Origin of the sequence: Dryocola sharpae, from assembly GCF_051307055.1 — a bacterium.
Taxonomy (GTDB): domain Bacteria; phylum Pseudomonadota; class Gammaproteobacteria; order Enterobacterales; family Enterobacteriaceae; genus Dryocola.
This window is the reverse complement of the sequence record NZ_CP149994.1, coordinates 3,357,184-3,375,407: the sequence shown is the minus strand read 5'-3', so window position 1 is coordinate 3,375,407 and position 18,224 is coordinate 3,357,184. Positions and strand designations below refer to the sequence as shown.

Sequence of the window (18,224 nt, the reverse complement as noted above, 5' to 3'; positions counted from 1 at the left end):
TTTACCGTTGAACGTTAAAAACGGCACCCTTTGCTACTGGAATCTAATCAAGCATGACAACTCAGGCCCCACCGACCGCTTTGCTGCCGCTTACCCCGGAGCAACTGGCACGCCTCCAGGCGGCAACAACCGACTTCTCACAGACTCAACTGGCCTGGCTGTCCGGCTACTTCTGGGGAATGATTAATCAACAGCCTGGCGCGGTGGCTACAGCGCAGCCGCCTGCGGCTGAAGTGCCGGTTATCACTTTGCTTTCCGCCTCCCAGACCGGCAATGCGCGTCGCGTTAGCGAGCAACTGCGGGACGATCTGCTGGCGGCAAAGCTGAACGTCAACCTGGTCAACGCGGGCGACTATAAATTCAAGCAGATCGCTCAGGAAAAACTGCTGATTGTCGTGACTTCCACCCAGGGTGAAGGCGAACCGCCAGAAGAGGCGGTGGCGCTGCACAAGTTCCTGTTCTCGAAAAAAGCGCCAAAACTTACCGATACGGCGTTTGCCGTGTTCAGCCTTGGCGATACGTCCTACGAGTTTTTCTGCCAGTCCGGTAAAGATTTCGATACTAAACTCGCGGAGCTGGGCGGCGTTCGCCTGCTGGATCGCGCAGATGCCGACGTGGAGTTTCAGCCCGCGGCCCAGGCGTGGCGCGGTAAAATCGTTGAGCTGCTGAAATCGCGCGTGCCGGCAGAAACGCCAGCCCAGGCGGCGGTCACCGCAACCGGCGTGGTAAACGAAGTCTTCACCAGCCCGTACACCAAAGAAGCGCCGCTGACGGCGACGCTTGCGGTTAACCAGAAAATCACCGGACGCGACTCTGAAAAAGACGTGCGCCATTTTGAAATCGACCTCGGTGATTCGGGCCTGCGCTACCAGCCTGGCGATGCGCTCGGCGTCTGGTATCAGAACGATCCTGCTCTGGTAAAAGAGCTGGTGGAACTGCTGTGGCTAAAGGGTGACGAAAGCGTGACCGTCGAGGGAAAAACGCTGCCGCTAAGCGAAGCGTTAGAGTGGCATTTCGAACTGACGGTGAACACCACAACCATCGTTGAGAAATATGCCCAGCTTACCCGCAGCGCGGCGCTTTTGGATCTGGCGGGCGATAAAACCAGGCTGCAGCACTTTGCCCAGAACACGCCGATTGTCGATATGGTGCGTTACGCCCCGTCTGAATTAACCGCGCAGCAGCTGCTTGAGCTGCTGCGCCCGCTCACGCCTCGTCTCTATTCCATCGCTTCTTCGCAGGCGGAGGCCGAAAGCGAAGTGCATATTACCGTCGGCGTTGTGCGCTACGACATAGAAGGCCGGGCCCGCACCGGCGGCGCTTCAGGTTTCCTGGCCGACAGGCTTGTCGAGGATAGCGAAGTGCGAGTGTTCATCGAACATAACGATAACTTCCGCCTGCCGGCTAACCCGGAAACCCCGGTGATTATGATTGGCCCGGGCACCGGCATTGCGCCGTTCCGCGCCTTTATGCAGCAGCGTGAAAACGACGGCGCAACGGGCAAAAACTGGCTGTTCTTCGGCAACCCGCACTTTACCGAAGACTTCCTCTACCAGGTGGAATGGCAGCGCTATGTCAAAGAAGGCCTGCTGACGAATATCGATCTCGCCTGGTCCCGCGACCAGCAACATAAAATATACGTACAGGATAAGCTGCGCGAAAAAGGCGCGGAACTGTGGAGCTGGATTAACGAAGGCGCCCACATTTATGTCTGCGGCGACGCCAATCGCATGGCGAAAGACGTTGAGCAGGCATTACTGGAAGTGGTAGCCGAGTTCGGTGGTATGGACCTCGAGTCGGCAGATGAATTTTTAAGTGAGCTGCGCATTGAGCGCCGTTATCAGCGAGATGTCTACTAATGAGCGAAAAACACCCTGGACCGTTAGTGGTTGAAGGAAAACTGTCTGATGCCGAGCGCATGAAGCGTGAAAGTAATTTCCTGCGCGGCACCATTAAAGAAGATTTACAGGACGGGCTGTCCGGTGGCTTTAAGGGCGACAACTTTCTGCTTATCCGCTTTCACGGCATGTATCAGCAGGACGATCGCGATATCCGCGCCGAGCGCGCCGCGCAGAAGCTGGAGCCGCGTCACGCGATGTTGCTGCGCTGCCGCCTGCCGGGCGGCATTATCACCACGCAGCAGTGGCGCGCCATTGATAAATTTGCCGAAGACAAAACCATCTACGGCAGCATTCGTCTGACGAACCGCCAGACCTTCCAGTTCCATGGCATTCTGAAAAAGAACGTGAAGCCGGCCCATGAGATGCTGCACGAGGTGGGTCTGGACGCGCTGGCGACCGCCAACGACATGAACCGTAACGTGCTGTGCACTTCAAACCCGGTCGAGTCCCGGCTGCACCAGGAAGCGTACGAGTGGGCGAAGAAACTCTCGGAGCATCTGCTGCCGCGCACCCGTGCCTACGCCGAGATCTGGTGGGATCAGGAGAAGGTTGCGACAACCGACGAAGAGCCGATCCTGGGCGCGACCTACCTGCCGCGTAAGTTTAAAACTACGGTTGTGGTGCCGCCGCAGAACGACGTCGATCTGCACGCCAACGACATGAACTTCATCGCGATTGCCAAAGAGGGCAAGCTGGTGGGCTTCAACCTGCTGGTGGGCGGCGGCCTGTCCATTGAGCACGGCAACAAAGCGACCTACGCCCGTACCGCAAGCGAGTTTGGCTATATCCCGCTTGAGCACACGCTGGCCGTAGCGGAAGCCGTTGTCACCACGCAGCGCGACTGGGGCAACCGTACCGATCGTAAAAACGCCAAGACCAAATACACCCTTGAGCGTGTTGGCGTGGACGTATTTAAAGCGGAAGTCGAACGTCGCGCCGGCATTAAATTTGAGCCGATCCGCCCTTACGAATTCACCGGCCGCGGCGATCGCATCGGCTGGGTAAAAGGCATCGACGACAAATGGCACCTGACGCTGTTTATCGAAAACGGTCGTATTCTGGATTATCCAGGCCGTCCATTGAAAACGGGCCTGCTGGAGATCGCGAAGATCCACCAGGGCGATTTCCGCCTGACCGCCAACCAGAACCTGATCGTGGCGGGCGTGCCGGCAAGCGAAAAGGCGAAAATCGAGAAGATCGCTAAAGATCATGGGCTGATGCACGCGGTAAAACCGCAGCGTGAAAACTCCATGGCCTGTGTGTCGTTCCCGACCTGCCCGCTGGCGATGGCCGAAGCGGAACGCTTCCTGCCGCAGTTTGTGACCAAAGTTGAAGCGGTGATGGAAAAGCATCACGTGGGCGAGGAAAACATCGTCCTGCGTGTAACCGGCTGTCCGAACGGCTGCGGCCGCTCAATGCTGGCGGAAATCGGCCTGGTGGGCAAAGCGCCCGGCCGCTACAACCTGCATATCGGCGGGAACCGCATCGGCACGCGTATTCCGCGCATGTACCGTGAAAATATTACCGAACCGGAGATTCTGGCATCGATTGATGAGCTGGTGGGCCGCTGGTCAAAAGAGCGTGAAGCCGATGAGGGCTTTGGCGATTTCACTATCCGCGCCGGGATTGTCCGACCTGTGCTCGATCCGGCCCGTGATTTTTGGGAGTAAAAATTTGATGGCGGGTGGCGCATTCGCTTACCCGCCCTGCGAGAACCTGTCGGGTGGATAAGCGTCAGCGCCCGTCCACCACTTGTTCACCAACAAGCGAGGAACGTATGTCCGTACTCGATCTAAAAGCACTGAACGAGTTACCGAAGGTCGAGCGCGTGATGGCGCTGGCCGAGGCAAACGCGCAGCTCGAAAAGCTCAGCGCTCAGGAGCGCGTGGCCTGGGCGCTGGATAATCTGCCCGGCGAGTTTGTGTTGTCTTCAAGCTTTGGTATCCAGGCGGCGGTGAGCCTGCATCTGGTTAACCAACTGCGCCCGGATATCCCGGTGATCCTTACCGATACCGGCTATTTGTTCCCGGAAACCTATCGCTTTATTGATGAGCTGACGGACAGGCTGAAGCTGAATCTGAAGGTGTTCAGCGCGAAGGAAAGCGCGGCATGGCAGGAGGCGCGCTACGGCAGGCTGTGGGAACAGGGCGTTGAGGGCATCGAGAAATACAACGAGATCAATAAAGTTGAACCGATGAACCGCGCGTTGCAGGAGCTGGGCGGACAGACCTGGTTTGCAGGTCTGCGTCGTGAGCAGTCCGGCAGCCGGGCGAATCTGCCGGTGCTGGCGATTCAGCGCGGCGTGTTTAAGATCCTGCCGATCATCGACTGGGACAACCGCAAGGTTTACCAGTATCTCACCGAACATGGCCTGAAATACCATCCGCTGTGGGATCAGGGCTATCTGTCGGTCGGCGATACCCACACCACGCGCAAGTGGGAGCCGGGTATGGCGGAAGAGGAGACGCGCTTCTTTGGTCTGAAGCGCGAGTGCGGCCTGCACGAATAAAGTTAACCTGGTCCCTACCGTCCGTCGGGATCGGGTTTATTTCCCCGCTTTAGCCAGTTCTTTCACCAGCGGCAACATCACGCGCACCACGTCGTGGCTGCGTTTCTCAATGCGTCCCGGTAGCCATTTATCCAGGTACGGCTGATTATCGAGAGCTGCCTGATGCCAGCTTTTTCCATGCGGGAACGCTTTGTTTTTGGCGCGCTGCTGAAAACCATCTTTTTCACCCAGCGACCAGTTGGTCGCTTCTACAGACAGCACCGGTATTCCCGCTTTGTCAAAAGGCTCGGCATCGTTACAGCAGCCTGTGCCTTTCGGATATTTAGCATTCAGCCCTGGATTTATCGCGGCCTGAATGCCCAACTGATGAGCGAGCTTCAGCGCCCGATCGCGGGTGAGCTTGCGCACCGCCGCCGGGGTCGATTTTCCGCTGTTAAAATAGAGCTTATCGCCCGTAATCAGGCTATCGAGGTTAATCACCAGCAGGGTGTTTTTCTTTTCGCTCTCGCTCATGCGTTTGAGAACATTCTCCGCGCCGAGCGAGCCAAGCTCTTCGCCGCTGGTGGCGATAAAACGGATGCCGTAGCGCGTCGGCACCGTTTTCAGTCGCTGCGCCAGCTCCAGCATGACGCCAAGGCCGGATGCGTTGTCATCCACGCCCTGCAGCGTCAATCCGCCGAGGTTGGCGTTTACGTCGTTGTCGGTTAACGGCGTATAGGTGTCCAGATGCGCCATGATAATAATCTGCTGCGGAACTTTACCTTCGCGCGCGGCAATCACCTGGCTTGCGCTGACGTTGTGCCAGTTCTGATGGCCGTCTTTGGTGGTGTAGAGATAGCGCGTATTAAAACGGCGGATGTCGCTTTGATAGCCATAAAGAGCGAACTGCTGCTGAAGGTAATCTGCGGCTAACATTTCGGCCGGGCTGCCGGTCATTCGCCCGGGAAATACGGTGGCGATATGGCGAGTCTGTAAATCAGCTGTTTCACCCAGGCGTGCGGGAGCCGCCCATACGGAAAATGTGAAACCTACGCCAAGCGCCATGCAAACAGCACAGCGGCGCGCTGCGGAAAACATAGTGAGTCCTTTTTATTATCGGTAGTTTTTTGCCTGCGTAGTATGAAACTGTGACGGATGTTACACAATTCCAAATACTCTTAAAGCCCCGATAAATAGCCCGTTAAGCACATTTTGTGATTTGCAAAGCGATGGCGTTATTCCTTTACGGAACTAGTCATTCCAATTCGTAATTTCATAAGAAATATGTCCGCGCCTTATAGTCCTTTTTAATTTCATTTAAACGGCAGGCCATGACCCGCCGTGCCAATCGCAGCTTTAAGGGAAGGTTATGGACCAGAAACGACTCACTCACCTGCGGCAACTGGAGGCTGAAAGCATCCATATCATCCGCGAGGTCGCCGCCGAATTTGCCAATCCGGTGATGATGTACTCGATCGGCAAAGATTCCTCGGTGATGTTGCATTTGGCTCGTAAGGCCTTCTATCCGGGCACGCTGCCGTTCCCGCTGCTGCATGTGGATACCGGCTGGAAATTCCGCGAAATGTACGAATTCCGCGACCGCACCGCGAAAAACTACGGTTTTGAACTGCTGGTGCATAAAAACCCGGAAGGCGTGGCGATGGGCATTAACCCGTTTGTTCACGGCAGCGCCAAGCACACGGACATCATGAAAACCGAAGGCCTGAAACAGGCGCTGAGCAAATACGGTTTTGATGCGGCTTTCGGCGGCGCACGCCGTGATGAAGAAAAGTCGCGCGCCAAGGAGCGTATCTATTCGTTCCGCGACCGCTTCCACCGCTGGGACCCAAAAAACCAGCGTCCTGAACTGTGGCACAACTACAACGGCCAGATTAACAAAGGCGAAAGCATTCGTGTGTTCCCGCTCTCCAACTGGACCGAGCTGGATATCTGGCAGTACATCTATCTGGAAAATATCGAGATTGTTCCTCTGTACCTGGCGGCTCCGCGTCCGGTGCTGGAGCGCGACGGCATGCTGCTGATGGTGGATGATGGCCGCATTGATTTGCAGCCGGGCGAGGTTATCGAGCAGAAAATGGTCCGTTTCCGCACGCTGGGCTGCTGGCCGTTGACCGGCGCCGTTGAATCCGGGGCGCAAACGCTGCCGGAAATCATCGAAGAGATGCTGGTTTCCACCACCAGCGAGCGTCAGGGACGGGCGATCGACCGCGATCAGGCCGGTTCGATGGAGCTGAAAAAGCGTCAAGGGTACTTCTGAGGAGCGCATCATGAATAACGCAATTGCACAACAAATCGCGGAGCAGGGCGGCGTCGAAGCTTATCTGCACGCTCAGCAACATAAAAGCCTGCTGCGCTTCCTGACCTGCGGCAGCGTCGATGACGGTAAAAGCACGCTCATTGGCCGCCTGCTTCACGACACGCGTCAGATTTATGAAGATCAGCTTTCTTCCCTGCATACCGACAGCAAGCGTCACGGCACCCAGGGCGAGAAGCTTGACCTGGCTTTGCTGGTAGATGGTCTACAGGCCGAACGCGAGCAGGGCATTACCATCGACGTGGCGTACCGTTATTTCTCCACCGAGAAGCGTAAGTTTATTATCGCCGACACGCCGGGACACGAGCAGTACACCCGCAATATGGCCACCGGCGCTTCAACCTGCGAACTGGCGATCCTGCTGATCGATGCGCGTAAGAGCGTGCTGGATCAGACTCGCCGTCACAGTTTTATCTCCACGCTGCTGGGGATCAAGCATCTGGTTGTGGCCGTGAACAAAATGGATCTCGTCGGCTTTGATGAAGAGAGATTCGAGCAGATCAAGCAGGATTACCTGACGTTTGCCGAACAGCTGCCGGCAGATCTGGATATTCGCTTTGTGCCGCTGTCCGCGCTTGAAGGCGATAACGTCGCGACGCAAAGCGCGAATATGCCGTGGTACACAGGGCCGACGCTGCTTGAGCTTCTGGAGACGGTAGAGGTGAAACGCCTGGTTGAACAGCAGCCGATGCGTTTCCCTGTTCAGTACGTAAACCGCCCGAATCTGGATTTCCGCGGCTACGCGGGTACGCTTGCCTCAGGCTCAATCAAAGTAGGACAGCGGGTAAAGGTTTTACCTTCTGGCGTCGAGTCTGCCGTGGCGAGAATCGTAACCTTTGATGGAGATTTGCAACAAGCTGCTGCGGGCGAAGCGATCTCTTTAGTGCTGAAAGACGAAATCGACATCAGCCGGGGCGACCTGTTAGTGGATGCAGAAGACGCGCATCCGGCGGTACAAACCGCAAAAGTTGACGTGGTGTGGATGGCGGAACAGCCGCTGGTGCCCGGACAAAGCTATGACATCAAGGTCGCCGGCAAGAAAACCCGCGCGCGCGTTGATAACATTCATCATCAGGTCGAGATTAACACCCTGACGCAGCGCGTGGTGGAAAGCCTGCCGTTAAATGGTATCGGGCTGGTTGATTTAACTTTCGATGAGCCTTTAGTGCTGGATAAATACCAGCAAAACCCGGTCACCGGCGGGCTGATCTTCATCGATCGGCTGACCAACGTAACCGTTGGCGCCGGTATGGTGCGCGAGCCGCAGGAAGGAGTTTATCAGGAGTCTTCAGCCTGGAGCGCGTTTGAGCTGGAGCTGAATGCGCTGGTTCGTCGTCATTTCCCGCACTGGGGCGCCCGTGATTTGCTGGGAGGCAAATAATGGCCGAGCACGACGAAAACGTCGTCTGGCATCCCCATCCCGTCACGCAAGCCCAGCGTGAGCAGCTCCATCAGCATCGCGGTGCGGTGCTGTGGTTCACCGGCTTGTCCGGCTCCGGTAAATCTACCGTGGCCGGCGCGCTTGAAGAAGCGCTGCATAAGCTGGGCGTGAGCACCTATTTGCTTGACGGCGATAACGTGCGCCACGGGTTGTGCAGCGATTTGGGCTTTAGCGATGACGATCGTAAAGAGAACATCCGTCGCGTGGGGGAGGTCGCCAGCCTGATGGTCGATGCCGGGCTGGTTGTGCTGACAGCGTTTATCTCCCCGCATCGTGCAGAGCGGCAAATGGTACGCGAGCGAATTGGCGAGGGGCGGTTTATCGAAGTATTCGTTGATACGCCGCTTGAGATTTGTGAAGCGCGCGATCCGAAAGGCTTATACAAAAAAGCGCGCGCCGGCGAGCTGCGCAATTTTACCGGTATCGATTCGGTATATGAGCCACCGCGAACGCCAGAAATTCACTTAGACGGCGAACAATTGGTAACAAATTTGATTGCGCAATTATTAGACCTGCTGCGCCGTGACGATATTATCAAATCCTAAAGACAGTACCAGGCGCATAACCGCGTCTGGTCACTCAGGTCAATGGATTCGTTATGCGCAACAGCTCGAACATAGTTATTACACAGGCTGAAACCAGCCCGTCAGTCGAAGATACCGCCTGGTCTTTGCCAGGGGCGTTTATCGGCTTCCTGTCGTGGCTGCTGGCGCTGGGTATTCCCTTCCTGATGTACGGCCCTAATACGCTATTCTTCTTCCTTTATACCTGGCCTTTCTTCCTTGCGCTGATGCCTGTCGCCGTCGTCGTGGGCATCGCGCTACACTCGCTGGCGCGCGGGCGACTGCATTATAGCTGTGTGGCAACCTTGCTGACCGTGGCGCTGATGTTCGGCGCTTTATTTATGTGGCTGATGGGTTAACTCTGTCAGCGGATAAAGCTGAACGGATTTATCGCTCCCGGCTGCAGCTAAACCTCCCGCAGGCGCGCATGCCGTCGCAATTTGTGATAAATTCTGCCGCAAATTCGACGACTCGCCAGAGCACGAGTGGAGTCCGACATAAAGTTGTGGGATGATTGTGCCGTTTTTCAGGGGGCTGGATGGGTAAACTAACGCTGCTATTGCTGGCCTTGCTGGTCTGGCTGCAGTATTCGCTGTGGTTTGGAAAAAACGGCGTGCATGATTACACGCGCGTCAATGAAGACGTGGCCGCACAGCAGGCGACCAACGCTAAGCTTAAGGCGCGCAACGATCAGCTTTTTGCTGAAATTGACGATCTTAACGGCGGCCAGGAGGCCATCGAAGAGCGCGCCCGCAACGAGCTGAGCATGACCAAACCCGGTGAGACTTTCTACCGTCTGGTGCCTGACACCTCTAAGCGCGCAGGCAATAATGCCGCGCAGAACAATCGATAAATCAGCGTAAGTGATAATACATGGCAGACTCCTCCCCGGACGTAATTGCCGTGGTGCCGGCGGCCGGGATCGGCAGCCGCATGCAAACGGAATGTCCAAAGCAATACCTGCACATCGGCGATAAAACTATTCTTGAACATGCTGTTGCGAGCCTGCTGGCCCATCCGCGAGTCGGCCATGTCATCATCGCCATCAGCCCTAAAGATACCTGGTTCGCTTCATTGCCGCTGGCCGCAAACCCAAAAGTCACAGTGGTGACCGGGGGCGGGCTGCGCGCCGACTCAGTGCTTGCAGGCCTGCAGGCCGCAGGAGACGCTAAATGGGCGCTGGTGCACGATGCAGCGCGTCCTTGCCTGCATCAGGATGATTTAGCGCGCTTGCTGGCCATCACGCAAAGCAGCAAGGTGGGCGGCATCCTGGCCGCGCCGGTGCGCGATACGATGAAGCGCGGCGAGCCGGGCAAGCCGCTTATTGCCCATACCGTCGAGCGCGAAGCGCTTTGGCACGCGCTGACCCCGCAGCTGTTCCCGCTCGAGCTGCTGCGTAGCTGCCTGCTTCGCGCCCTGAACGAGGGAGCAACCATCACCGATGAAGCCTCTGCGCTTGAATATTGCGGTTTCCATCCGGAATTAATTAGCGCCCGTGCCGATAATATAAAAGTTACTCGTCCTGAAGACCTGGCGCTGGCGTCGTTTTACCTCACGCGGTTAACCCAAACGGAGAATTTATAATGCGTATCGGACATGGTTTTGATGTACACGCTTTTGGCGGCGTTGGCCCGATTATCATTGGCGGCGTGCGTGTTCCGTTCGAAAAAGGGTTACTGGCCCATTCTGATGGCGATGTTGCGCTGCACGCGTTAACCGACGCTCTGCTCGGTGCCGCAGCGCTTGGCGATATCGGCAAACTCTTCCCGGATACCGACGCGGCTTACAAAGGCGCGGACAGCCGCGAGCTGCTGCGCGAAGCCTGGCGTCGTATTCAGGCCAAAGGCTATACGCTCGGCAATGTGGACGTGACGATAATCGCCCAGGCGCCAAAAATGGCTCCTCATATCCCACAGATGCGTGTATTTATTGCTGAAGATCTCGGCTGCCACATGGACGATGTAAACGTTAAGGCCACCACTACGGAAAAACTCGGTTTTACCGGGCGGGGCGAGGGCATCGCCTGTGAGGCGGTAGCGTTACTGCATAAGGCTCGCGCGTAATGGATATGCACAACCTGACCTGGCTGCACGGTAAGCCAGAAGGCACCGGCCTGATAAAAGCCAGCCCGGAAGATTTCCTCGTAACCGAAGATCTCGGCTTCGGGCCGGACGGCGACGGTGAACACCTGCTGCTGCGCATCCTGAAAAAGGGCTGCAATACGCGTTTTGTGGCGGATGCGCTGGCTAAGTTTCTTAAAGTACATGCACGCGAGGTAAGCTTTGCCGGACAGAAGGACAAACATGCGGTCACCGAACAGTGGTTCTGCGTGCGTCTGCCGGGAAAAGAGATGCCGGATATGAGCGCCTTCAGCCTGGAAGGTTGTGAAGTGCTGGAATACGCCCGTCATCGGCGCAAGCTGCGCCTCGGCGCGCTGAAGGGAAATAATTTTACCCTCGTGCTGCGTGAAGTCAGCCAGCGTGCAGAGCTGGAGCCGCGGCTTAATGCAATATTAAAAGACGGCGTCCCTAACTATTTCGGCAGCCAGCGCTTTGGCATCGGCGGTAACAATCTCCACCAGGCGCTTCGCTGGGCGCAGAACAATTCTCCGTTGCGCGATCGCAATAAACGCAGTTTTTATTTGTCGGCGGCCCGCAGCGCGTTGTTTAATCAAATTGTTAGCCTTAGACTGAAAAAACCAGACTTTAATCAAGTTGTTGATGGCGATGCGCTACAATTGGCAGGACGCGGCAGCTGGTTTGTGGCAACGAATGAAGAACTCCCTGTTTTACAACAACGTATAGATAACGGCGAACTGCTGATCACGGCGCCGTTACCGGGCGATGGCGCGTGGGGCACGCTCGGTGCCGCGCTGGAGTTTGAACAGCGTTGTGTCGAACAGGAGACAGATTTACAGGCATTGCTGGTTCGTGAGCGCGTTGAAGCCGCTCGCCGCGCCATGCTGGTAAAACCAGCAGAATTACGTTGGAACTGGTGGGATGATGTGACGGTTGAGGTGAGCTTTTGGCTGCCGGCCGGGAGCTTCGCCACCAGCGTTGTAAGGGAACTGATGAACACGCCGGGTGACTATGCGAATATTGCTGAGTAACGATGACGGGATCCATGCGCCGGGCATACAGGCGCTGGCTAAGCGGCTACGAGAATTTGCTGAGGTGCAGGTCGTGGCCCCAGACCGTAATCGCAGCGGCGCATCGAACTCGCTGACGCTCGAATCCTCCCTGCGTACTTTTACCCTGCCAAACGGCGATATCTCCGTGCAGATGGGCACCCCGACAGACTGCGTCTATCTTGGCGTTAACGCTCTGATGCGCCCACGCCCTGACGTCGTCGTCGCGGGTATCAACGCGGGTCCTAATCTGGGCGACGACGTTATCTATTCCGGCACGGTTGCCGCTGCGATGGAAGGGCGGCATTTAGGATTTCCGGCGCTGGCCGTTTCGTTAAACGGCTATACGCATTACGATACGGCCGCGGTTATAACCTGTTCAATTCTGCGCGCCCTGTCGCGCGAGCCGCTGCGCACGAGCCGCATCCTCAATATTAACGTGCCTGATTTGCCGCTTGATGAAATTAAGGGCATTCGGGTAACGCGCTGCGGCAGCCGCCATCCGGCCGACAAAGTCATTCCACAGGAAGATCCGCGCGGCAACACGCTGTACTGGATTGGTCCTCCTGGCGACAAGTTCGATGCGGGCCCGGATACCGACTTTGCGGCTGTAGATGAAGGCTACGTTTCGGTAACGCCGCTGCACGTCGATTTAACCGCGCACGGCGCGCATGACGTGGTGACCTCTTGGTTAACCAAAGCGGGAGTCGCTGAGCAATGGTAGTGAGCAAACGCGTAGAAGCCCTTCTCACACAGCTTCGTGCCCAGGGCATCAAGGACGAACAGGTCCTTGATGCGATTGCGCAGGTGCCGCGGGAAAAATTTGTCGACGAAGCGTTTGAACACAAAGCCTGGGAAAATACCGCGCTGCCGATTGGCTCAGGCCAGACTATTTCGCAGCCTTATATGGTTGCGCGCATGACCGAACTGCTTGAGCTGACGCCGGAATCCAGGGTGCTGGAAATCGGCACCGGCTCGGGCTATCAGACGGCGATTCTTGCCCACCTGGTGCACCATGTTTGTTCCGTGGAACGCATCAAAGGGCTGCAATGGCACGCAAGGCGTCGCCTGAAACAGCTCGATCTGCATAATATTTCAACCCGTCACGGTGATGGCTGGCAGGGCTGGCATGCTCGTGCGCCATTCGACGCTATCATTGTTACGGCGGCTCCGCCTGAGATCCCAACGGCGCTTCTGGCCCAGCTGGATGAAGGCGGGATTCTGGTGCTGCCGGTGGGGGACGATCGGCAGTTTTTAAAACGCGTTCGCCGTCACGGCGGCGAATTTATTATTGATACGGTAGAAGCCGTTCGTTTTGTACCGCTGGTGAAGGGCGAACTGGCATAACCTGGACGTTTCCTGTTTTTTTATCAGCAGGCCAGCGTAACCTAGCCAACGCAATTCTGCCGTACTTCATAAGCATACAGTTGTTTCTATTTTTGGGGGATACATGAGCGCGGGAAGCCCAACTTTTACTTTACGCCGTGTGGCGGCGTTATCGCTGGTTAGCCTGTGGCTGGCCGGCTGTAGCAGCAATGATTCGCAGGCGCCCATCAGCTCGGTCGGCGGCAATAGCGACGCGGGCGGCAGCTCTTCTGGCGGGATGCTGATAACCCAGCTGCCAAAAATGTCCGCTCCGGTACAGGCCCCGCAGATTCAGCCGGTACAGCAGCCAGCGCAAACGCAAGCTGTTCAACCGCAACCTGTTATTCAGTCCGAACCCGTACAAACCCAGAACGGGCGTATCGTTTATAACCGCCAGTATGGGAACATTCCGAAAGGCAGCTATGCGGGCGGCAGCACGTACACGGTAAAACGCGGCGATACGCTATTTTATATTGCGTGGATTACCGGGAACGATTTCCGCGATCTTGCGCAGCGAAACAACGTAACGGCCCCGTACAGCCTCGAAGTTGGGCAAACGCTTCAGGTTGGCAGCGCGTCCGGTACGCCAATTACCGGTGGAAATGCGGTCACCGCCGCTGACGCCAGCGCGCAAGGAATAACCAATCCTGCTGCACAAAACTCAAGCGCCGTGGTTGCTTCTAAACCAACAATTACGTATTCTGAAGACTCAGGTGAACAAAGTGCTAACAAAATGTTGCCGAACAATAAAGGTACTGCGACTGTTGTCACAGCACCGGTTACGGCACCTGTGATTAGCTCTACGACTACCGTACCGACTGTCAGCAGCACGTCAGACAGTGCGCCGATTTCGACCTGGCGTTGGCCGACTGATGGCAAAATTATCGAGAACTTCTCTGCTACTGAGGGTGGCAATAAAGGGATTGATATTTCAGGCAGTAAAGGACAGGCTATCGTCGCGACCGCTTCAGGCCGCGTGGTATATGCCGGTAACGCACTGCGCGGTTACGGTAATCTTATCATCATTAAACACAACGATGATTACCTGAGTGCCTACGCCCATAACGATACAATGCTGGTCCGGGAACAAGAAGAAATCAAGGCGGGGCAGAAGATAGCTACCATGGGTAGCACCGGAACCAGTTCAACAAGATTGCATTTTGAAATTCGTTACAAGGGGAAATCCGTAAACCCGCTGCGTTATTTACCGCAGCGATAAACCGGCAAAGCACTCCATCATAAGTGTTTTGCCCAGGGATCACGGGTAGGAGCCACCTTATGAGTCAGAATACGCTGAAAGTTAATGAGTTAACCGAAGATGCGGAATTTGATGAGAACGGAGTTGAGGCTTTTGATGAAAAAGCCCTTGTAGAAGAGGAGCCCAGTGATAACGACATTGCCGAAGAGGAGCTGTTGTCACAGGGCGCCACGCAGCGTGTGCTGGATGCGACTCAGCTTTATCTTGGGGAGATCGGCTATTCCCCATTATTAACAGCCGAAGAAGAAGTCTATTTTGCTCGCCGCGCTCTGCGTGGTGACGTCGCATCCCGCCGCCGTATGATTGAAAGCAACCTGCGTCTGGTGGTGAAAATTGCCCGCCGTTACAGCAATCGTGGTCTGGCGCTGCTGGATCTGATTGAAGAAGGTAACCTGGGGCTGATTCGCGCGGTAGAGAAGTTTGACCCGGAACGCGGGTTCCGTTTCTCAACCTACGCCACCTGGTGGATTCGTCAGACCATCGAACGGGCTATCATGAACCAAACCCGTACGATTCGCCTGCCGATTCATATTGTGAAAGAGCTGAACGTTTATCTGCGTACCGCTCGAGAACTCTCCCACAAGCTGGATCATGAGCCAAGTGCGGAAGAGATCGCCGAGCAGCTGGACAGGCCAGTTGATGATGTCAGCCGTATGCTGCGTCTCAACGAACGCATTACCTCGGTAGACACCCCGCTGGGCGGTGACTCTGAGAAAGCGTTGCTCGACATCCTTGCGGATGAGAAAGATAACGGTCCGGAAGACACCACGCAGGACGATGATATGAAGCAAAGCATCGTCAAGTGGCTGTTTGAACTGAACGCTAAGCAGCGTGAAGTGCTGGCTCGTCGTTTTGGTCTGCTGGGCTATGAAGCGGCAACGCTTGAAGACGTGGGCCGTGAAATCGGTCTGACTCGTGAACGTGTTCGTCAGATTCAGGTTGAAGGCCTGCGCCGTCTGCGTGAAATCCTGCAGACTCAGGGGCTGAATATCGAAGCGCTGTTCCGTGAATAATCGATCTTCAAATAAAAAGCGGTGATGTTAATCACCGCTTTTTTTATGCCCGGAATTTCTTACACCAGACTTTTCAGACGATAAATCCACTCCAGCGCCTGCCGTGGCGACAGCGAATCCGGATCCAACGCTTCCAGCGCCTCCACCGCAGGCGAGGTTTCTTCGGCAACCGACAGTAAAGACATCTGTGTACCATCCACCTGGGTTGCCGCCGTGTTGCTGGAAAGCGTCTCAAGCTCCCGCAGCTTTTGGCGTGCACGCTTGATCACATCTTTCGGCACGCCCGCCAGCGCGGCAACGGCCAGACCGTAACTTTTGCTCGCAGCACCTTCCTGAACGGTATGCATAAAGGCTATGGTGTCGCCATGCTCAAGCGCGTCCAGGTGCACGTTTGCCACGCCTTCCATTTTTTCCGGCAGCGTAGTCAACTCGAAATAGTGCGTGGCAAACAGCGTCAGGGCTTTGATGCGGTTAGCCAGGCTTTCGGCGCAGGCCCAGGCCAGCGACAGGCCGTCATAGGTCGATGTGCCGCGCCCGATCTCATCCATCAGCACCAGGCTGTTTTCCGTGGCGTTATGCAGAATATTGGCCGTTTCGGTCATCTCCACCATAAAGGTGGAACGGCCAGAGGCCAGATCGTCCGCCGCGCCTACGCGGGTAAAGATGCGATCGATTGGGCCGATCTCCGCCTGCTGCGCGGGTACAAAGCTGCCGATATAGGCGAGCAGCACGATCAGCGCAGACTGACGCATATAGGTACTTTTACCGCCCATGTTCGGACCGGTAATAATCAGCATGCGGCGCTGCGGGGCGAGGGTCAGCGGGTTGGCGATAAACGGCTCGCTCAGCACTTTCTCGACTACCGGATGGCGGCCGCCAACCACTTTAATCCCGGGCTTGTCGGTAAGCTGCGGACAGGTGTAATTCAGGCTCCAGGCACGCTCTGCCAGATTCACCAGCACGTCGAGCTCCGCCAGCGCGGTGGCGCTGGTTTGCAGCGCTTCAAGGTGCGGCAGCAGCGTATCGAATAGCCCATCGTAAAGCTGTTTCTCAAGCGCCAGCGCTTTGCCTTTTGAGGTCAGCACCTTGTCTTCGTACTCTTTAAGCTCAGGAATAATGTAGCGTTCGGCGTTTTTCAGCGTCTGGCGGCGAACATAGTGGATCGGCGCATGGTGGCTCTGCCCGCGGCTGATCTGAATATAATAACCGTGCACGGCGTTAAAGCCGACTTTGAGCGTATCCAGCCCGAGCTTCTCGCGCTCGCGAATTTCCAGCTTATCGAGATAATCCGTTGCGCCATCCGCCAGCGCACGCCACTCGTCCAGCTCTTCGTTGTAGCCAGGAGCGATTACGCCGCCGTCGCGGACCAGAACAGGGGGAGATTCGATAACCGCGCGTTCAAGCAGCTCACGTAGTTCGGTAAACTCGCCCATATTTTCACGCAGCGTTTGTACATAATCCGTTGGCACATCGGCCAGCATTTCGCGCAATTCAGGCAGTTGCTGGAAGGCGTAACGCATACGGGCCAAATCGCGCGGACGCGCAGTACGCAGGGCAAGACGGGCAAGAATACGTTCCAGATCGCCAACCTGGCGTAAAACCGGCTGCAGCTCAGCGGTGCGATCCTGCAGCGCTGCGATGGTACGCTGGCGTTTTTGCAGCACGTCGAGGCTACGTACCGGCATATGCAGCCAGCGTTTGAGCATGCGGCTGCCCATTGGCGTGACGGTGCAGTCGAGCACCGAGGCCAGCGTGTTTTCAAAACCGCCCGCCAGGTTCTGGGTGATTTCCAGATTCCGGCGCGTGGCGGCATCCATGATGATGCTGTCCTGCTGCCTGTCCATAGTGACGGAGCGAATATGGGGCAGGGAGGTGCGCTGCGTGTCCTTCACATACTGCAGCAGGCAGCCCGCAGCGCATAAGGCATGATGCGCTTTTTCAACGCCAAAACCGGTGAGATCCCGCGTGCCGAACTGCATATTCAACTGCTGACGCGCCGTTTCAATTTCAAACTCCCACAGCGGACGGCGGCGCAGGCCGCGGCGGCCTTCAATCAGGCGCATTTCGGCGAAATCTTCGGCATACAGCAGCTCGGCTGGGTTGGTGCGCTGTAGCTCAGCCGCCATGCTCTCTGCATCTTCCGGCTCGCTCAGGCGGAAACGGCCAGAGCTGATATCAAGCGTTGCATAGCCAAAACCTTTGCCATCCTGCCAGATAGCGGCCAGCAGGTTATCCTGGCGCTCCTGCAGCAGCGCTTCATCGCTGATGGTGCCGGGCGTAACGATGCGCACCACTTTTCGCTCAACCGGCCCTTTGCTGGTGGCCGGATCGCCAATCTGCTCGCAGATAGCGGCGGACTCGCCGAGGTTAACCAGCTTCGCCAGGTAGTTTTCCACAGCATGATGCGGCACGCCCGCCATCGGGATTGGTTCACCTGCCGAGGCGCCGCGTTTGGTCAGGGAGATATCCAGCAGCTGCGATGCGCGTTTCGCATCGTCATAAAACAACTCGTAAAAGTCACCCATGCGGTAAAAAAGCAGGATCTCAGGATGCTGCGCTTTCAGGCGCAGGTACTGCTGCATCATCGGGGTGTGGTCTGATAGATCCTTGTCAATAGACTCATTCATATTGATTTTACTCGTTTTTTAAATCTTTCAAGTGCTCATATGACCTTAGGTGATGCCCGTATAAACCCACATGAACCTATAAATTTGTAGCTCCTGGTGTGGCAGG

General features: G+C 56.3%; 17 protein-coding genes. 15 read left to right on the top strand and 2 right to left on the bottom strand.

Annotated features, from left to right (window positions below; all coding sequences use genetic code 11):
* Positions 1–53 precede the first annotated feature (53 nt).
* From cysJ to cysH, 3 genes are all read left to right on the top strand, one after another.
* Positions 54–1,859, top strand: a complete 1,806-nt coding sequence (cysJ, locus tag WLO31_RS16065) for an NADPH-dependent assimilatory sulfite reductase flavoprotein subunit (RefSeq protein ID WP_435927630.1) — start codon at positions 54–56, stop codon at positions 1,857–1,859.
* On the top strand, positions 1,859–3,571 hold the full coding sequence (gene cysI, locus WLO31_RS16060) for an assimilatory sulfite reductase (NADPH) hemoprotein subunit (protein ID WP_435927628.1): 1,713 nt from the start codon (positions 1,859–1,861) through the stop codon (positions 3,569–3,571). Before cysJ ends, cysI begins: the two co-directional genes overlap by 1 nt.
* A 107-nt stretch (positions 3,572–3,678) precedes the next feature.
* Positions 3,679–4,410, top strand: a complete 732-nt coding sequence (cysH, locus tag WLO31_RS16055) for a phosphoadenosine phosphosulfate reductase (protein WP_435927627.1) — start codon at positions 3,679–3,681, stop codon at positions 4,408–4,410.
* A gap of 36 nt (positions 4,411–4,446) precedes the next feature.
* On the opposite strand, the gene WLO31_RS16050 is transcribed toward cysH, so the two are convergent.
* On the bottom strand, positions 4,447–5,487 hold the full coding sequence (locus tag WLO31_RS16050) for an aminopeptidase (protein ID WP_435927626.1): 1,041 nt from the start codon (positions 5,485–5,487) through the stop codon (positions 4,447–4,449).
* Positions 5,488–5,758: 271 nt separating this feature from the next.
* Between WLO31_RS16050 and cysD the strand changes: the two genes are divergently transcribed.
* The 12 genes from cysD to rpoS all read left to right on the top strand — a co-directional run bounded on the left by cysD (position 5,759) and on the right by rpoS (position 15,491).
* Positions 5,759–6,667 carry a sulfate adenylyltransferase subunit CysD gene (gene cysD / locus WLO31_RS16045; RefSeq protein WP_435927625.1) on the top strand — a complete coding sequence of 303 codons (909 nt, stop codon included), beginning with the start codon at positions 5,759–5,761 and terminating at the stop codon, positions 6,665–6,667.
* Positions 6,668–6,677: 10 nt separating this feature from the next.
* Positions 6,678–8,105: a sulfate adenylyltransferase subunit CysN gene (cysN, locus tag WLO31_RS16040; protein WP_435927624.1), complete on the top strand. Its 1,428-nt coding sequence runs from the start codon at positions 6,678–6,680 to the stop codon at positions 8,103–8,105.
* Positions 8,105–8,710, top strand: coding sequence for an adenylyl-sulfate kinase (gene cysC, locus WLO31_RS16035; protein WP_435927623.1), 606 nt, complete (start codon positions 8,105–8,107; stop codon positions 8,708–8,710). Before cysN ends, cysC begins: the two co-directional genes overlap by 1 nt.
* A 53-nt stretch (positions 8,711–8,763) precedes the next feature.
* Positions 8,764–9,087, top strand: coding sequence for a DUF3561 family protein (locus WLO31_RS16030; RefSeq protein ID WP_435927622.1), 324 nt, complete (start codon positions 8,764–8,766; stop codon positions 9,085–9,087).
* 179 nt (positions 9,088–9,266) lie between these two features.
* Entirely contained in the window at positions 9,267–9,581 is a 315-nt protein-coding gene (gene ftsB, locus WLO31_RS16025; RefSeq protein WP_167612559.1) for a cell division protein FtsB, read from the top strand.
* Between the two features lie 20 nt (positions 9,582–9,601).
* Positions 9,602–10,312 carry a 2-C-methyl-D-erythritol 4-phosphate cytidylyltransferase gene (gene ispD / locus WLO31_RS16020; RefSeq protein ID WP_435927621.1) on the top strand — a complete coding sequence of 237 codons (711 nt, stop codon included), beginning with the start codon at positions 9,602–9,604 and terminating at the stop codon, positions 10,310–10,312.
* Positions 10,312–10,791: a 2-C-methyl-D-erythritol 2,4-cyclodiphosphate synthase gene (gene ispF, locus WLO31_RS16015; RefSeq protein ID WP_271130334.1), complete on the top strand. Its 480-nt coding sequence runs from the start codon at positions 10,312–10,314 to the stop codon at positions 10,789–10,791. Before ispD ends, ispF begins: the two co-directional genes overlap by 1 nt.
* Positions 10,791–11,837, top strand: coding sequence for a tRNA pseudouridine(13) synthase TruD (gene truD / locus WLO31_RS16010; RefSeq protein WP_435927620.1), 1,047 nt, complete (start codon positions 10,791–10,793; stop codon positions 11,835–11,837). The genes ispF and truD overlap by 1 nt, the downstream gene beginning before the upstream one ends.
* Entirely contained in the window at positions 11,818–12,579 is a 762-nt protein-coding gene (gene surE, locus WLO31_RS16005) for a 5'/3'-nucleotidase SurE (RefSeq protein WP_435927619.1), read from the top strand. The genes truD and surE overlap by 20 nt, the downstream gene beginning before the upstream one ends.
* Entirely contained in the window at positions 12,573–13,202 is a 630-nt protein-coding gene (locus WLO31_RS16000; protein ID WP_435927618.1) for a protein-L-isoaspartate(D-aspartate) O-methyltransferase, read from the top strand. The genes surE and WLO31_RS16000 overlap by 7 nt, the downstream gene beginning before the upstream one ends.
* A gap of 103 nt (positions 13,203–13,305) precedes the next feature.
* Positions 13,306–14,439 (top strand): murein hydrolase activator NlpD, encoded by a 1,134-nt coding sequence (gene nlpD, locus WLO31_RS15995; protein WP_435927617.1) that lies wholly within the window; start codon positions 13,306–13,308, stop codon positions 14,437–14,439.
* Positions 14,440–14,498: 59 nt separating this feature from the next.
* Entirely contained in the window at positions 14,499–15,491 is a 993-nt protein-coding gene (rpoS, locus tag WLO31_RS15990; protein ID WP_167612545.1) for an RNA polymerase sigma factor RpoS, read from the top strand.
* A 59-nt stretch (positions 15,492–15,550) separates the two neighbouring features.
* Here the strand turns inward: rpoS and mutS are convergent, their stop codons facing one another.
* A complete protein-coding gene (gene mutS / locus WLO31_RS15985) occupies positions 15,551–18,118 on the bottom strand; it encodes a DNA mismatch repair protein MutS (protein WP_435927616.1) in 2,568 nt (855 codons plus the stop codon).
* Positions 18,119–18,224: the final 106 nt, after the last annotated feature.

Bases quoted from the DNA above. Each gene is read 5' to 3' on its own strand.
- ispD (WP_435927621.1), top strand. From the start codon at position 9,602: ATGGCAGACTCCTCCCCGGACGTAATTGCCGTGGTGCCGGCGGCCGGG.
- WLO31_RS16030 (WP_435927622.1), top strand. From the start codon at position 8,764: ATGCGCAACAGCTCGAACATAGTTATTACACAGGCTGAAACCAGCCCG.
- cysI (WP_435927628.1), top strand. From the start codon at position 1,859: ATGAGCGAAAAACACCCTGGACCGTTAGTGGTTGAAGGAAAACTGTCT.
- nlpD (WP_435927617.1), top strand. From the start codon at position 13,306: ATGAGCGCGGGAAGCCCAACTTTTACTTTACGCCGTGTGGCGGCGTTA.
- rpoS (WP_167612545.1), top strand. From the start codon at position 14,499: ATGAGTCAGAATACGCTGAAAGTTAATGAGTTAACCGAAGATGCGGAA.
- cysN (WP_435927624.1), top strand. From the start codon at position 6,678: ATGAATAACGCAATTGCACAACAAATCGCGGAGCAGGGCGGCGTCGAA.
- cysJ (WP_435927630.1), top strand. From the start codon at position 54: ATGACAACTCAGGCCCCACCGACCGCTTTGCTGCCGCTTACCCCGGAG.
- ispF (WP_271130334.1), top strand. From the start codon at position 10,312: ATGCGTATCGGACATGGTTTTGATGTACACGCTTTTGGCGGCGTTGGC.
- cysC (WP_435927623.1), top strand. From the start codon at position 8,105: ATGGCCGAGCACGACGAAAACGTCGTCTGGCATCCCCATCCCGTCACG.
- cysH (WP_435927627.1), top strand. From the start codon at position 3,679: ATGTCCGTACTCGATCTAAAAGCACTGAACGAGTTACCGAAGGTCGAG.
- mutS (WP_435927616.1), bottom strand. From the start codon at position 18,118: ATGAATGAGTCTATTGACAAGGATCTATCAGACCACACCCCGATGATG.
- WLO31_RS16050 (WP_435927626.1), bottom strand. From the start codon at position 5,487: ATGTTTTCCGCAGCGCGCCGCTGTGCTGTTTGCATGGCGCTTGGCGTA.
- ftsB (WP_167612559.1), top strand. From the start codon at position 9,267: ATGGGTAAACTAACGCTGCTATTGCTGGCCTTGCTGGTCTGGCTGCAG.
- truD (WP_435927620.1), top strand. From the start codon at position 10,791: ATGGATATGCACAACCTGACCTGGCTGCACGGTAAGCCAGAAGGCACC.
- cysD (WP_435927625.1), top strand. From the start codon at position 5,759: ATGGACCAGAAACGACTCACTCACCTGCGGCAACTGGAGGCTGAAAGC.
- surE (WP_435927619.1), top strand. From the start codon at position 11,818: ATGCGAATATTGCTGAGTAACGATGACGGGATCCATGCGCCGGGCATA.
- WLO31_RS16000 (WP_435927618.1), top strand. From the start codon at position 12,573: ATGGTAGTGAGCAAACGCGTAGAAGCCCTTCTCACACAGCTTCGTGCC.